At 39.5% G+C, this 14351-nt stretch carries 14 protein-coding genes; 7 read left to right on the top strand and 7 right to left on the bottom strand.

The features are described from left to right. Nucleotides 1-169: 169 nt before the first annotated feature. A complete protein-coding gene (locus INT04_RS13935) occupies nucleotides 170-889 on the bottom strand; it encodes a glycerophosphodiester phosphodiesterase family protein (protein ID WP_193016712.1) in 720 nt (239 codons plus the stop codon). A 174-nt stretch (nucleotides 890-1063) separates the two neighbouring features. On the opposite strand from INT04_RS13935, the gene ugpB reads away from it, so the two are divergent. The 5 genes from ugpB to INT04_RS13910 all read left to right on the top strand — a co-directional run bounded on the left by ugpB (nucleotide 1064) and on the right by INT04_RS13910 (nucleotide 6514). Then, complete coding sequence (gene ugpB / locus INT04_RS13930) at nucleotides 1064-2368, top strand: sn-glycerol-3-phosphate ABC transporter substrate-binding protein UgpB (protein ID WP_193016711.1); 1305 nt, start codon at nucleotides 1064-1066, stop codon at nucleotides 2366-2368. Nucleotides 2369-2429: 61 nt separating this feature from the next. Further along, nucleotides 2430-3314 carry a sn-glycerol-3-phosphate ABC transporter permease UgpA gene (gene ugpA / locus INT04_RS13925; protein ID WP_193016710.1) on the top strand — a complete coding sequence of 295 codons (885 nt, stop codon included), beginning with the start codon at nucleotides 2430-2432 and terminating at the stop codon, nucleotides 3312-3314. Further along, nucleotides 3314-4162 carry a sn-glycerol-3-phosphate ABC transporter permease UgpE gene (gene ugpE / locus INT04_RS13920; RefSeq protein ID WP_193016709.1) on the top strand — a complete coding sequence of 283 codons (849 nt, stop codon included), beginning with the start codon at nucleotides 3314-3316 and terminating at the stop codon, nucleotides 4160-4162. The genes ugpA and ugpE overlap by 1 nt, the downstream gene beginning before the upstream one ends. Nucleotide 4163: 1 nt before the next feature. Then, nucleotides 4164-5264 (top strand): sn-glycerol-3-phosphate ABC transporter ATP-binding protein UgpC, encoded by a 1101-nt coding sequence (gene ugpC / locus INT04_RS13915; protein WP_193016708.1) that lies wholly within the window; start codon nucleotides 4164-4166, stop codon nucleotides 5262-5264. Nucleotides 5265-5761: 497 nt separating this feature from the next. Continuing rightward, nucleotides 5762-6514 carry a M48 family metallopeptidase gene (locus INT04_RS13910; RefSeq protein ID WP_193016707.1) on the top strand — a complete coding sequence of 251 codons (753 nt, stop codon included), beginning with the start codon at nucleotides 5762-5764 and terminating at the stop codon, nucleotides 6512-6514. A gap of 53 nt (nucleotides 6515-6567) precedes the next feature. Here INT04_RS13910 and INT04_RS13905 read toward each other — a convergent pair whose 3' ends face one another. After that, entirely contained in the window at nucleotides 6568-7035 is a 468-nt protein-coding gene (locus INT04_RS13905; protein WP_193016706.1) for a MarR family transcriptional regulator, read from the bottom strand. Between the two features lie 115 nt (nucleotides 7036-7150). Between INT04_RS13905 and INT04_RS13900 the strand changes: the two genes are divergently transcribed. Beyond that, nucleotides 7151-8338 (top strand): MFS transporter, encoded by a 1188-nt coding sequence (locus tag INT04_RS13900; RefSeq protein ID WP_193016705.1) that lies wholly within the window; start codon nucleotides 7151-7153, stop codon nucleotides 8336-8338. Nucleotides 8339-8349: 11 nt separating this feature from the next. Further along, a complete protein-coding gene (panM, locus tag INT04_RS13895; protein ID WP_193016704.1) occupies nucleotides 8350-8757 on the top strand; it encodes an aspartate 1-decarboxylase autocleavage activator PanM in 408 nt (135 codons plus the stop codon). Between the two features lie 51 nt (nucleotides 8758-8808). On the opposite strand, the gene INT04_RS13890 is transcribed toward panM, so the two are convergent. The 5 genes from INT04_RS13890 to ftsY form a co-directional block, all read right to left on the bottom strand. After that, nucleotides 8809-9972: a glycerate kinase gene (locus tag INT04_RS13890; RefSeq protein WP_193016703.1), complete on the bottom strand. Its 1164-nt coding sequence runs from the start codon at nucleotides 9970-9972 to the stop codon at nucleotides 8809-8811. 94 nt (nucleotides 9973-10066) lie between these two features. Then, entirely contained in the window at nucleotides 10067-10921 is an 855-nt protein-coding gene (rpoH, locus tag INT04_RS13885) for an RNA polymerase sigma factor RpoH (RefSeq protein ID WP_193016702.1), read from the bottom strand. Nucleotides 10922-11346: 425 nt separating this feature from the next. After that, nucleotides 11347-12324: a permease-like cell division protein FtsX gene (gene ftsX / locus INT04_RS13880; protein WP_193016701.1), complete on the bottom strand. Its 978-nt coding sequence runs from the start codon at nucleotides 12322-12324 to the stop codon at nucleotides 11347-11349. Further along, nucleotides 12317-12982, bottom strand: a complete 666-nt coding sequence (gene ftsE, locus INT04_RS13875; RefSeq protein WP_193016700.1) for a cell division ATP-binding protein FtsE — start codon at nucleotides 12980-12982, stop codon at nucleotides 12317-12319. The genes ftsX and ftsE overlap by 8 nt, the downstream gene beginning before the upstream one ends. 5 nt (nucleotides 12983-12987) lie before the next feature. Further along, nucleotides 12988-14351: signal recognition particle-docking protein FtsY (ftsY, locus tag INT04_RS13870; RefSeq protein ID WP_193016699.1), on the bottom strand; the 1364-nt coding region annotated here is incomplete at its 5' end.

The following is a 14351-nucleotide window of genomic DNA, read 5'->3' as shown; positions in this document are numbered from 1 at the left end:
TTCATTAATTGCGCAGGATAATAGCAGAGAATGTAAATAAAACATCTATTACTCAATATTTCTCGTATTTTATTTCTACAAATAGAATGAGAAAGGGAGTGAAAGGCGTAATCAAAAAAAATTAATAACGCCTTATTCAAATTAAGTAGGCAAGATCGTTAGGTGGTTTTTATTTCGTTGTTTGGTATACATTGGGCATATCTGTAATTAACATATCAACACCCCATTCGTCGAAATGTTCAACTTCTTTGGGATCATTAGGGGTATAACAATAAATTTCATAACCCGCTTGTTTTAACATTTGGGCTTGGGCTTGAGTCAGATATTGATAATTACAATGCACACTAAAGCCATCAATTATTTTCAGTGTTTCTAATGCATTGTCAGGAATTTCATCCCATAACTGGCCTCTTCGAATAAAAGGCAGATACCGTTTCATCACGATTAATGCTTGAGTATCAAAAGCAGAAAATAAAATTTGTTCATTCGGAATATCTGCACTTTTTATCATGTCAGATACCGCTAAGCACAAACGTTCAATATCATCGTCTGGCCATGTTTTTAGCTCAATATTAAGCTTTGTGCCTGAACGCTTAATTAACTGCAAGCCTTGCCTTAAAGAGGGTATTTTCTCACCTTGATAAAGCGAACTAAACCAACTTCCAGCATCAAGACGATGTAAATCGTCCAAGGTATGAAAACGCACAGCACCTTGACCATTAGTACAACGGTTAACCGTCTTATCATGAATAAGCACAGGAACATGATCTGCTGTTAATTGCACATCCGTCTCAATCCATTCGCACCCGAAATCAATCGCCATTTTAAACGCAGCTAACGTATTTTCAGGGGCTTTTCCAGAAAAACCTCGGTGAGCAGCTATCTTCATTTCTCTCTCCTTTTCATTTGTGCCGACATCATGACAACCCTTTATGACAGCAATTTGACAGTCACACCATCAAGAACTCTTCATTTAATTGTCACCCTTTTGTCATAAATAACATTTAGGGTAATTCGCAAACTAGATTGCACCTTTAACTCTCGATTTAAAAGGAAATACTGCATGTCGATAAAATCAATAACAGGCCTTGCTGTTGCGATGACACTCTTTGCTTCACCAACATACGCAAAAACACAAATTGAATGGTGGCACGCTATGGGCGGTGCGCTTGGTCAAAAAGTTAATCAAATCGCGGCTGATTTTAATGCAAGCCAATCTGAATATGAGATAAAACCTGTTTATAAAGGCACTTATGCTGAAACCATGACCAGTGCGGTCGCCTCATTTAGAGCCAAAAACCAACCCGCTATTGTGCAAGTCTTTGAAGTAGGCACCGCCAGCATGATGGGCGCTAAAAAAGCCGTTTTCCCAGTTTATCAATTAATGGAAAAAACCAACGAGCCTTTTGATCCTAATAGTTATCTATCGACAGTCACAGGCTATTACACCACCAGCGATGGCAAAATGATGTCATTGCCCTTTAATAGCTCAACACCCGTGCTTTATTACAACAAGGCTCTGTTTAAAAAAGCAGGCATAGCTCAACCGCCTAAAACATGGAAAGAGATGGACGTTGTGTCTCAAAAATTACTCGACTCAGGTGTGAAATGTGGCTTTACCACCACATGGCAATCATGGACACAAATCGAAAACTTTGGGGCGCGTAATAATTTACCTATCGCGACCCAAAATAATGGGTTTGATGGTTTTGATACTACATTCCTATTTAATAAAGCCCCTTTCGTTGCGCATATTCAACAAATGGCAGATTGGTCTAAATCGGGCATTTTCAAATATGGCGGACGCCAGTCCGACTCTATGCCTCTATTTTATACTCAAGAGTGCGCTATGGTGATGGAGTCATCAGCTGGTTTTGCAGGCATAAAAGAGAATATGAAAGGAATTGATATTGGTGTTAGCCAATTACCTTATGACGATACCCTTGTGCAAAAACCGGCCAATACCATTATTGGCGGCGCATCGTTATGGGTTATGTCAGGACGCCCTGACGCAGAATATAACGGTGTAGCAAAATTCTTCACCTATCTTTCAAGCCCTGAGGTGCAAGCTGATTGGCACCAATCAACTGGGTATCTCCCTGTCACTAAAGCTGCCTATGCGTTAACACAACAACAAGACTTTTATCAGCAAAACCCAGGGGCTGACACTGCAATATTACAAATGACAACCTCAGAACCTACTGCAAATTCAAAAGGATTACGCTTCGGTAATTTCTTGCAAACACGCGAAATTGTTGATGAAGAGTTAGAAAAAGTATGGTCAGGAAAACAGAGTGCTCAAGCTGCGTTAGATAGTGCGGTTATTCGTGGAAATGAGCAATTGCGCCGCTTTGAACGTACTCAATAATCACTTTTATTAGGCGAGCTAACTGCTCGCCTTCTGCTTTTATCGATTTACTGGATACTGTATGGCTTCTCAATCCATTTATTTTAAACAAAAAGGGTTACCTCTCGCGTTAATTTTACCTCAATTAGCTATCACGCTTATCTTTTTTATTTGGCCTGCAGGGCAAGCTTTCTTCCAATCATTTCAATTAGAAGATGCGTTTGGCCTTAGCCGAGAGTTTGTTGGCTTTGAAAATTATCAGCGTTTATTTAGTAACCGTTACTATTTTGATAGTTTAATCACGACGTTAATTTTTAGCACCGGTGTTGTCTTTCTCTCTATGTTATCTGCGCTTGTTTTAGCAGGCATTGCCGAGCAAATTTTACGAGGCAAGCTGTTTTACCGCACTATCTTAATTTCGCCCTATGCTATTGCACCCGTTATCGCCGGTTTTCTTTGGTTATTTATGCTTGATCCCACGATTGGCGTATTAAGCCAACAATTAAAAAAAATAGGCATTAATTGGGATCCTGTACTGAATACGCATCACGCCATGTGGATGGTTATTTTAACCGCGACATGGAAACAAGTGAGCTATAACTTTTTGTTTTTCCTAGCCGCCTTACAATCTGTGCCTAAATCACTATTAGAAGCAGCGGCTATTGATGGTAGTGGTCCGATTAAGCGCTTTATAACGATCAGTTTTCCTTTAATTTCTCCTACCACCTTTTTCTTACTCGTGGTTAATTTTGCTTATGCCTTCTTTGATACTTTCGCCATTATTCATGCGATGACACAAGGTGGCCCAGGAAGTAGCACATCAACACTGGTTTATAAGGTTTATAACGATGGGTTTGTGGGATTGGATTTAGGCTCTTCTGCCGCACAATCCGTTATTTTGATGTTTATTGTCGCGATATTAACCGTGATCCAATTTCGCTATGTTGAGAAAAAGGTGGCTTACTGATGGTTGAACGCAGACCTTTATTTCATGCTTTTTGCCACTTTATTCTTATTGTTGGCTTACTTTCGGTAGCATTCCCCGTGTGGATAGCGCTTGTGGCGACAACACATCAAAATACCGCGTTTGCTACAGGTTCGCCCCTTTGGTTTGGTACAGAAGGCTTCAATATTTTCAAATCGATATTTTCACAAGCAGGTACTACACAAAATAGTGCGATTTCAATTAACAGTATGTTGTTGAATTCATTAATTATGGCCTCAGTAATCACCCTCGGTAAATTAGTAATTTCAATTTTATCGGCCTATGCGGTTGTATTCTTTCGTTTTCCCGGTCGTATGCTTGCCTTTTGGACTATCTTTTTTACGCTAATGCTGCCCGTCGAGGTTCGCATTATGCCGACATTTGAGGTTGTCACTAACCTTAATATGTTGAACTCTTATGCAGGATTAACCATCCCACTAATTGCCAGCGCTACCGCAACTTTTTTATTTCGCCAATTTTTTCTTACTATCACCCCTGAGCTTATTGAAGCTGCCAAAATTGATGGCGCGGGGCCAATAAGATTCTTTTTCACCATTTTGCTTCCATTATCACGCACCAATATTGCCGCCCTGTTTGTTATTACATTTATTTATGGTTGGAACCAATATCTTTGGCCAATGCTGATCACTACAGACACTCACTACTACACCATTGTGATGGGCATAAAACAGATGGTTGCGGTTTCTGATGGTGTCGTTGAATGGAATAAGATCATGGCAACCACCTTAATTGCAATGTTGCCCCCAGTATTTATCGTCATTCTAATGCAAAGAGCCTTTATAAAAGGCTTTATTGATACGGAGAAATAACATGACAACCGTCACTCTCACAAATTTAGAAAAGTGTTATCCAAATGGTCATCAAGCTATTTCAACATTAAATCTTTCTATTGAGCAAGGTGAAATGGTGGTATTAGTGGGCCCCAGTGGCTGTGGAAAATCCACTTTACTGCGAATGATTGCAGGGTTAGAAACCATTACACAAGGTGATTTATTTATTGATAATTTGCGGGTTAATGAGCATGAACCCAGTGAACGTGATATTGCGATGGTATTTCAAAATTATGCCCTTTATCCACATATGTCGGTTTATAACAACATGGCCTATGGATTACGTAATCGAAAAACACCAAAAGCAAAAATAGAAGAGCTTGTCACCAATGCAGCTCACATGCTGGAAATCAGTCATTTACTTGATAGAAAACCCAAAGAGCTTTCAGGTGGACAACGCCAACGTGTCGCGATGGGAAGAGCCATCGTTCGTGATCCTAAAGTCTTTTTATTTGATGAACCGCTTTCTAACCTTGATGCTAAATTACGTGTTCAGATGCGTCTGGAGATCAAAAAATTACAGCGAAAACTCGCCACAACCTCTATTTATGTAACACACGATCAAGTAGAAGCGATGACATTAGCCGATAAGCTGGTGGTTTTAAATCAAGGAAATATAGAGCAAGTAGGCACGCCTTTAGATATTTATAAAAGCCCAGCCTCCGTGTTTGTGGCGACATTTATGGGCTCTCCAGCAATGAATATCTTAGATACTCCAATTAATCATGGTGTGATTGAAGTTGCTGATGGGCACATTGCTATTTCATCTCAGCATTTCCCTTATCAAGTCATAAAATTAGGTTTACGTCCTGAACATTTAATTATTAGCCATCAACATCCTCTTTTTCATGTTGATGTTGAATTTATCGAAGCTCTCGGTGCTGATGTTTTAATTTATGCCACGACCCGTGATAAACAAAAACAATCTCTTGTTATTCGAGCACCGAACGATCATGGTGTAAAAACTGGCAATAAAATAGGTCTTACCATTCATCCAGAAAACCTGCACTTTTTTGATAATAAAACAGGAAAACGTATTAGCCGCCCTTTTATGCTTATCAGTGAATTAATGGTTTCATAACGCTTTGATATCGTTTTATCTACTTTCAGTTTAATCTGAATAGCGGTGTTTTAAGCATCGCTATTTATTTACCATTAAGCAATAAATATCAAAAATATAAAACTTGTCAGAATTAAACAAATAGAAACCACATCTAAATACAATGTTCTTTTGATATTATTCTAAATAAATACAAAGTAGCCTTGCTCACACTTAAAGTAAGTACAATCAAGTTATTTATATTATATTTATGTCAATTAAATTTATCTTTTCACGATTAACTTATCAATTAATTCTCTTAATTTTAAGTAAGTTAAATATATTATTTCATTTTTATCATATCCGATTAAGAGGAAAAAAATAATACACTTATGCTGAAAAAAGAAAAAAAGAGATATTGATATAATATTTATCTCATAAAATGCTTATATTGCACCAATAGATAAGCACTGTTATTCTTCTGCTCGAATTGATCTGCAATTATATAAACTGCTAAGCAGAAAAGGACTTAATTAAAAATGAAAATTAAATTACTTGCTACCGTGATGGTATCAGCAGCACTACTTTCTGGTTGTAAAAACCTGAATACCGATATGTTGACCCAATCAGGAACTCAACTTTTTCAAGCTGCAACATTAAGTGATGATGATATCAAAGCGCTAACTAATGATGCTTGTAAAGAGATGGATGCGCAAAATAAAGTTGCTCCGGCAAACAGTACTTACACTAAACGCTTAAATAACATCGCTAAAGCGTTAGGTAATGAAGTTAATGGTACTCCTGTAAATTACAAAGTTTACATGACTAAAGATGTGAACGCATGGGCTATGGCTAACGGCTGTGTACGTGTTTATAGTGGCTTAATGGATATGATGACTGATAACGAAGTTGAAGGCGTTTTAGGTCATGAAATGGGTCACGTTGCTTTAGGTCATACCCGTAAAGCAATTCAAGTTGCTCACGCAGCCGTGGCAGCACGCACTGCAGCAGCATCTGCAGGTGGTGTAGCAGCGCAATTAAGTAGCTCTCAATTAGCAGAGATGGGCCAAAAATTAATTAACGCCCAGTTCTCTCAGCACCAAGAATCAGAAGCTGACAATTTCTCTTATGATCTACTAAAAAAACGTGGTGTGAACACTGTTGGTTTAGTTACAGGCTTTGAGAAACTCGCTAAATTAGGTGGTGGTGATTCAAGTATGTTTGATTCTCACCCACCATCAAAAGAGCGTGCTGATAATATCCGTAATCGTATCGCTGAAGATAAGAAATAATTATCTTGCCCCTATATCTCGTGGTATGGGGGTTTTCTTTTCTGATTTATCTGTTACGGATGACGAAAACGCCCCACAACATCGGTAAAAAAGCGTTTAATCGCCTGCCTTTCTTGCTGATCATATTGTTCAAATAATTCAGACCATCTTGCTTGTGATTGTTGATGTAACACCTCATGAGCATGAAACAGTCGCTCCCCCTCCGTGGTTAAGATAAAAAAGATCTCTTTTTGATTATCTGCCAACTTTATTTTTTCAATAGCCCCCTTTTTTTGTAAGCGACTACAAATTTTTGAGACAGCCCCGCGAGTCATAGTCATATATTCACTGATGGTCGTGAGATTTCTCATACTCTCTTCACCAATACAATGAATAACATGCAATTCTGTGAGTGAATAATTATCTAATCCCTTCTCTTCTAATACTTTTCTATGATCGTTATCGGCTCGTTCATCTTTAAGATGCAAAAAATCACTTAACCCTTTTAACAAGTCTTGTGTTGTCACATTCTCTTTTGCCATTTTGTTTCCTTGGAAAAAATATTTTTAAAAATAGTATCAAAAGTATTTACAACAATCAAAATATCGCTATCATCTGTTTTGTTTCCATGGAAACAAAATAACAAGAGGCAATATAATGAAACTATCAATTCGTCGTCTGTTTTATCTCATTTGTTTTAGCGCACTACTAGGCTCTTTGGCGCAAAATATTTATACCCCTGTACTTCCCTTGATCCAGCAGCAATTTAATACCACGTTATCATTGGTTAATTTAACGGTATCTGCATTTACTTTTGCGATGGCTGTTATGCAATTATTTTACGGCTCATTGATTGATAAATGGGGAAGAAAACCGATTTTACTCAGTGGATTAACCATTTCTATTGTGGGTGCATTGGGCTGTGTTTGGTCTGATTCTATAAGCTTATTAATTTTTTGGCGCGTGATCCAAGCTATCGGTATCGCCGCTATCCCTGTAGTTGCCGCCACTATTCTTGGCGATCTTTATCAAGGAAACGATCGTGCAAAAGCAATGGGATCGTATCAAATGCTATTAGCGTTAGCGCCTGCTTGTGGCCCTTTATTGGGCGGTTATTTAGCGCAACATTATCAATATCAAGGGATCTTTATTTTCTTGGCTGTTGTCGGTGTCATATTACTTATTACCCATCTCTTTTATTTACCTGAAACACGCCCTGAACAAAAAGGAACCTTTAAAAGCGTATCTGCAATGCAACAAGTGCTTATAGCACCTGAGGGTAAATCTGTATTTGTCATCAGTTTTATGGTGTTTTATAACTATTTTTGTCTACTGGTTTTCTTACCCTTAATTGCCTTTCATCTCTATCAACTTAACAGCACTGAAATAGGTGGATTATATATGCCTATGTCGATTGCACTTATCTTAGGTAGCTATCTTTACCGTAGAATTTGCCATTTATTTAGTGTTGAATATGGAGTGATATTCACCTCTTGTACCAATTTGATTATGTTGGCGTTATTTGCACTATTTTGGCAAATCTCACTACCGATAATGCTTGGTTTAACCGTGTTATATGGGCTTTCTTTAGGCTTAACCATGCCTACGCACACGACATTATTAGCAAGTTATTTTGGCTCGATGAGAGCGACTGCAATGGGGATTTATAACTTTATTCGTTATTGTGGAATGGCTGCTGGCCCTATGATTTCGGTCTATTTTGTGACTGACAATAACTATGAGTATGTCTTTTATTCTTGTGTGATCTTAACGAGTTTGGCATTGTGTTTCACCATTAAGACCTTAATGTCTTCATTAAAAGAAAAAAAACACACTGCAAACTAACAGGATATTTCATGAAATTAACCATTGAAAAACTGGCACAGCTCTCTGAACAAGACCATATTGATTTAGGCAAAATTTGGCAAGATACACGTTACCAATCAGCTCTAACAAATGAGATCAACAACGAGAATATACTCTTTGTGGCGAGATTTAATGAACGATTATTAGCGGCTTGCTGGGTTAAATTATCGGATAAAAAAGCGGTTATTACTGATTTTATGGTCAGAGAAGTGACACGCCGCCGCGGTGTTGGCCATTATTTACTGACACAATGTTTATCTGCCTATCCTGATATTCACCATTGGCAGGCAATAAGCTTATCAGCGGAAGAAAGCGGGTATGAGATTGCTCATGCTTTTTTAACTCATCATCAATTTAGTGCATCACCACAATCTGATCTTTATGCTCTCAATATTTGATAACGTTCTTATTCTAAATAATTCAAGTTGTAGCTAGGCGACAAGTGAATATTAGTCAACAACGCTACAACTTGAAGTATGACGAGAACGAGTAGTATAAAGTCTAGCTACATTATAAGCCGTCTCACTCAGATTCTTTTGCGCATTATGAAGAGCATCATCCAGTGTAGAAACACCCGGTACAATAGAGAAAACAGCATCAATTCCCTGCTGATGAACAACATCATAATCAGGTAGATAGCCACCAACTAAGGCAATGACAGGAAGGTGATATTTTTTAGCGAGCAGAGCAACCCCTATTGGCGTTTTACCTTGTGCCGATTGGCTATCCATTCGACCTTCACCCGTTATTACCAAATCCGCATCAATAAAATATTTCTCTAATTCAACAGCTTTGGCAACCAGTTCAACTCCTGGCGAAAGCGTTGCTTGCGTAAAGGCAAGTAACGGTAACGCCAATCCACCCGCCGCACCACTTCCAGCAATATTAATAAGATTGTGTTGTGTCATTTTCTCAAGATAAGTACCAAAATGATGTAAAGCTTTATCAAGTTGCGCAATATCATCTTTGGTCGCTCCTTTTTGAGGACCAAAAATAGCGGATGCTCCTTTTTCTCCACACAACGGATTTGTTACATCACAAGCAATCTCAATTTCAACATGCTTTAATTTAGGATTAAGCCTCGTGATATCGATAGTGTGAAGCTGGGCTAATGCGAGTCCACCAAAAGGCAAAGATGTACCAAACTTATCTTTGAGACCAAGCCCAAGTGCTTGCATCATCCCTGCACCTGCATCATTTGTAGCACTTCCGCCTAATCCCAAAATAATCTTTTTAACACCCATTTCAAGTGCGGCATTAATTAATTCCCCCGTTCCATAACTGGTCGTTAAATTAGGATCGCGTTGAGATGAGGGAATAAGATGAAGACCAGAAGCTTGCGCCATTTCAATCACGGCAGTAGTGTTATCACCTAAAATTCCCCACGTTGCGGTTACTTGTTTACCTAAAGGCGAACACACTTGTGTCGATATAAAACGGCCTTGCATTGCATCCACCAGAGATGTCACCGTGCCTTCACCGCCATCCGCCATAGGAATACAGCAATATTGTGCATCGGGTAAATAACGTGAAAACCCCTGTTTTATTGCCAGCGCAACATCTTTCGCACTTAAACTTTCTTTAAAAGAATCAGGGGCGATAACAATTTTCACGTTATTTTCTCCAGGCAATAAAAAAGCGATATTTTCATATCGCTTTTATAACATACTCTACTTTACAAGAGGGAAGGCTGAGTCTGAAATGTGATTAATCTTCAATCGCTAAACGCAATTTTTTCATCGCATTTTTTTCTAATTGGCGAACACGCTCGGCGGAGACGCCGTATTTTGTGGCCAAGTCCTGTAATGTTGATTTATTATCATCATCTAGCCAGCGAGCACGAATAATATCTTGGCTACGTTCATCCAGTGTTTCAATCGCTGAAGTCAGTTTATCTGTTGCGTGATTATCCCAGTTATCTTCTTCAATGCCATCTGCAAAGTCAGAGGATTTATCTTCTAAGAAGAGCACTGGTGCAATCGGGTGTGAATCATCACTGTCGTCGGCGGTCATATCAAATGCCATGTCTTGCGCTGACATTCGTGATTCCATTTCGCGGACATCACTTTCTGACACACCTAACTCTCTTGCAACTAATTCCACTTCATCTTGGTTAAACCAACCTAAACGTTTTTTATTTTTTCGCAGATTAAAAAACAGTTTACGTTGTGATTTAGTGGTCGCGACTTTCACAATACGCCAGTTACGTAATACATATTCGTGAATTTCGGCTTTGATCCAATGCACGGCAAAAGAGACCAACCGTACCCCCACTTCGGGGTTAAAACGGCGAACGGCTTTCATCAAACCAATGTTACCTTCTTGGATAAGATCAGCCTGAGGTAAACCATAACCAGAATAGCCGCGAGCAACATGAATAACGAAGCGCAGATGCGAAAGGATAAGCGTTCTTGCCGCATCCAAATCACCATCGTAATGCAGCCGTTCAGCGAGTTCCTTTTCTTCCTCTGCGGTTAACATCGGATAGGAATTGGCTGCACGTATATATGCCTCGATGCTGCCTTGCGGAACCAATGCTAAGGATTGCATTTCTTTTGTCATTCAAATCCTCATGAAAATCAAATAAATAATTAATATTATTGCGGTAAGGGAAAGTTGATGAGCCTTATAAATATAGCTTAAATAGGAAATCAGTTAGGTTTTTTTACGATATGTTTTTATCATAACGACTATTCGACCAGCATAAAGACTAAAGGTTCATCTCGCATCTATGTTTACATTTCTTTGTATTGACTCATGCAAAAATAGATATGGCGATCAGTTTGCATGAGTAAAAATTATGTGCGCATTATTATGCCAGAGACAAGACTTCGATAAAATGGCTGGATAACGATATTAAAGTAACCCAGCCTAATAAAAAAACTATCCTCGTCAAATTTCAAGCTACTGCGTTGTTGGCGACGTTTATTCGTACTTGTCGCTAGCTGTAGCTCGAATTATGTAGAGTCTATAAAAGTGCTAATCCACTATTCTGGTGTAAATTGACGCAAGTGTTGCATTGTCGTCAACCACGCTGCAAACCAACCAATTGTCATGGCAACTAAGATAAGAATGATAGATTCATCAAATCCTAATCCTGAAATTGAGAAAGAGGTACCAAATACGGTTGCCGCTTGAGTCACCACATCAGAAAGTTTCCACACCAATAAAGCAGAAAAAATCAGTGCAAATACAGCGCCAATAAAGCCTAGGATTAATCCCCAATTAAGGAAGGGACGCATAATAAAACCATCTGTTGCACCAATAAGTTTCATCACATTAATCGTGTCGCGACGACTGAAAATATTAAGCCGCACACTATTGCCTATCACCAGTAGCAGCGCAACAACCATCAATGTACCAATCACTAATGCAATTTGTCCCACCAATGAAGTTAACGTTGAAAGTCGAGTAAACCAACTGTCATCCATCCTAACTTCATCAACACCGGGAACTTTCGCTACAGTATCACGTAAATTCACCATAAGTTGTTGGTCACTAGGATCCATAACGGGTGTCACAATCGCCACTGCGGGAAGTGGGTTCTCTTCTAACATATCCAAGGCACTGCTAAAACCAGACCAAGAACGGAATTCCACTAGCGAATCTTGTCGTGAAAGGTAGTTAACCTCTTCCACTTTTTCAAGTGCTTCTATTTTCTTAATTGTGGCTTCTGCCAGCGAATCATCAAGCGATTTATCAAGATAAACAGTTAATTGTGGTGTGGGATACCACTGCTCTGAAGCCGTCGAGACATTTTTCCACACAATATAAAAGATGCTCGGTAATGTCAGTGAAATGGCGACAACCATTACTGTTAAAAAAGAAGAAAGAGGTTGGCGCAAAAAATCAGACATTGTATTACGCCACGCATAACGCCATTGTTCACGTCTTCCTCCTTTTAACGCTTTGGTTTTTGCACTCGGCGTTGGCATCGATTTACGGGAACTTTTTGCTTTAGCCATTTTGCCCTCCCACCATTCTGCCTTGACCTAATGTAAGAATGCGATAATTTCGACGCTCTATCAATGACATATCATGTGTTGCCATTAATACGGTGACACCTACACGATTAAACTCTTCAAAAAGACACATAATGCCTTCTGAAAGCTCACCATCAAGGTTACCCGTTGGCTCATCCGCAAGTAAAACCGTTGGTTTATTTACTACAGCACGCGCAATACCCACACGCTGTTGTTCACCGCCAGAAAGTTGAATAGGGTAATTTTTAGCTTTATCCAACAACCCAACTTTATCTAATGCAGCAGACACTCTTCGTCGAATATCCTCTTCACTCGCACCAGCAATAATCAGAGGAAGAGAAACATTGTCATAAACCGTTCTGTCCATCAATAGATGGTGATCTTGAAAGATCATCCCTATTTGACGACGCAGAAAAGGGATCTCACTATTTTTAAGTCTACTAATATCATGACCAGCAAACCAAATAGCACCATCACTTGGGCGTTCTATTCCACAAATTAATTTAAGCAATGTACTTTTACCAGCGCCAGAGTGACCCGTTAAAAAAGCCATTTCACCAGGGCGAAGATGAAAATCAACCCCTTGTAATGCTTGTCTTCCACCTAAATAAGCCTTGCTGACGTGTTCGAAGCGGATCATTAAAACTACTCCTCGCGGGCAAACAGAGCCTCAATAAAATCGTCGGCCTTAAACGGACGCAGATCTTCAATACCTTCACCTACTCCGATATAACGGATAGGAATACTAAACTGATCAGCAATAGAAAAAATAACACCGCCTTTTGCTGTACCATCGAGTTTAGTCAATGTTAAGCCAGTTAGCCCAACTGTTTCATTAAAGAGTTTTGCCTGGCTAACGGCATTTTGTCCAGTACTTGCATCTAATGTCAGCATCACTTCATGTGGCGCTTCTTCGTCTAGCTTCTTCATCACACGAACAATTTTTTTCAGCTCTTCCATTAAATGGGATTTATTTTGCAATCGTCCTGCGGTATCAGCAATAAGAACATCGACACCTTTTGCTTGTGCTGATTGAATCGCATCAAAAATAACCGATGCAGGATCAGCGCCTGTATGTTGTGCGACAACAGGAATATTATTGCGATCACCCCAAACTTGTAATTGTTCAACTGCTGCAGCACGGAATGTATCACCTGCGGCTAACATGACAGATTTACCTTCAGCTTGGTATTGTCGCGCTAATTTCCCGATTGTGGTTGTTTTACCAACACCGTTAACGCCAACCATTAAAATAACAAACGGTTTTTTACCTTCAATATTTAATGGCTTATCAACTTTACTTAAAATATCGCCCATCTCTTCACGTAATTTGCCGTAAAGGGCTTCAGCATCTTTAAGATCTTTATGCGTGGCGTGTTTGGTCAGGCTGGTGATGATTTTAGTCGTAGTTTCCATGCCCACATCGGCAATCAAGAGTTGCTCTTCTAACTCTTCAAAAAGCTCATCATCAATTTTCTTACCACGAAATAGGCTCAGGAATCCTGAACCTAAATTCTGACGAGTCTTCAGTAAACCTTTTTTCAGTCGGCTAAAAAAACCTTCTTTTTTAGGTTTCTCTTGTTCAACAACTTTATCTGCCAACACGTCTTCGCGTAAAGATTCAATATCTTCGGCTTCTGCTTGCGCAATAGCGAGACGTTTGTTTTCCTCTTCTTGCGCTAAACGTTGTGCCTCAGCTTCTTGGGCCAAACGTTCTTGCTCTAGACGCTCTGCTTCTAAACGGTCTTGCTCCGCTTTAAGTTCAGCTTGGCGCTGAGCTTCTTCTTGCGCAAGGCGTTGGGCTTGTGCTTCTTGAGCTAAACGAGCTTGTTCTGCACGCTCTGCTTCTTGGCGTTGCGCCTCTAAACGTTCTTGTTCTGCTTGAAGTTCAGTTTGGCGCTGAGCTTCTTCTTGCGCAAGGCGTTGCGCTTGTGCTTCTTGAGCTAAACGAGCTTGTTCTGCACGCTCCGCTTCTTGGCGTTGCGCCTCTAAACGTTCTTGTTCTGCTT

The organism is Proteus sp. FME41 (assembly GCF_014897315.1).
GTDB lineage: Bacteria > Pseudomonadota > Gammaproteobacteria > Enterobacterales > Enterobacteriaceae > Proteus.
The sequence above is the reverse complement of the archived record's forward strand: the minus strand, read 5'-3'. Positions and strand labels throughout refer to the sequence as shown.

Excerpts from the sequence above, each read along its gene's own strand:
- INT04_RS13935 (WP_193016712.1), bottom strand. The coding sequence starts at position 889 with ATGAAGATAGCTGCTCACCGAGGTTTTTCTGGAAAAGCCCCTGAAAAT.
- ugpB (WP_193016711.1), top strand. The coding sequence starts at position 1,064 with ATGTCGATAAAATCAATAACAGGCCTTGCTGTTGCGATGACACTCTTT.
- ugpA (WP_193016710.1), top strand. The coding sequence starts at position 2,430 with ATGGCTTCTCAATCCATTTATTTTAAACAAAAAGGGTTACCTCTCGCG.
- ugpE (WP_193016709.1), top strand. The coding sequence starts at position 3,314 with ATGGTTGAACGCAGACCTTTATTTCATGCTTTTTGCCACTTTATTCTT.
- ugpC (WP_193016708.1), top strand. The coding sequence starts at position 4,164 with ATGACAACCGTCACTCTCACAAATTTAGAAAAGTGTTATCCAAATGGT.
- INT04_RS13910 (WP_193016707.1), top strand. The coding sequence starts at position 5,762 with ATGAAAATTAAATTACTTGCTACCGTGATGGTATCAGCAGCACTACTT.
- INT04_RS13905 (WP_193016706.1), bottom strand. The coding sequence starts at position 7,035 with ATGGCAAAAGAGAATGTGACAACACAAGACTTGTTAAAAGGGTTAAGT.
- INT04_RS13900 (WP_193016705.1), top strand. The coding sequence starts at position 7,151 with ATGAAACTATCAATTCGTCGTCTGTTTTATCTCATTTGTTTTAGCGCA.
- panM (WP_193016704.1), top strand. The coding sequence starts at position 8,350 with ATGAAATTAACCATTGAAAAACTGGCACAGCTCTCTGAACAAGACCAT.
- rpoH (WP_193016702.1), bottom strand. The coding sequence starts at position 10,921 with ATGACAAAAGAAATGCAATCCTTAGCATTGGTTCCGCAAGGCAGCATC.
- ftsX (WP_193016701.1), bottom strand. The coding sequence starts at position 12,324 with ATGGCTAAAGCAAAAAGTTCCCGTAAATCGATGCCAACGCCGAGTGCA.
- ftsE (WP_193016700.1), bottom strand. The coding sequence starts at position 12,982 with ATGATCCGCTTCGAACACGTCAGCAAGGCTTATTTAGGTGGAAGACAA.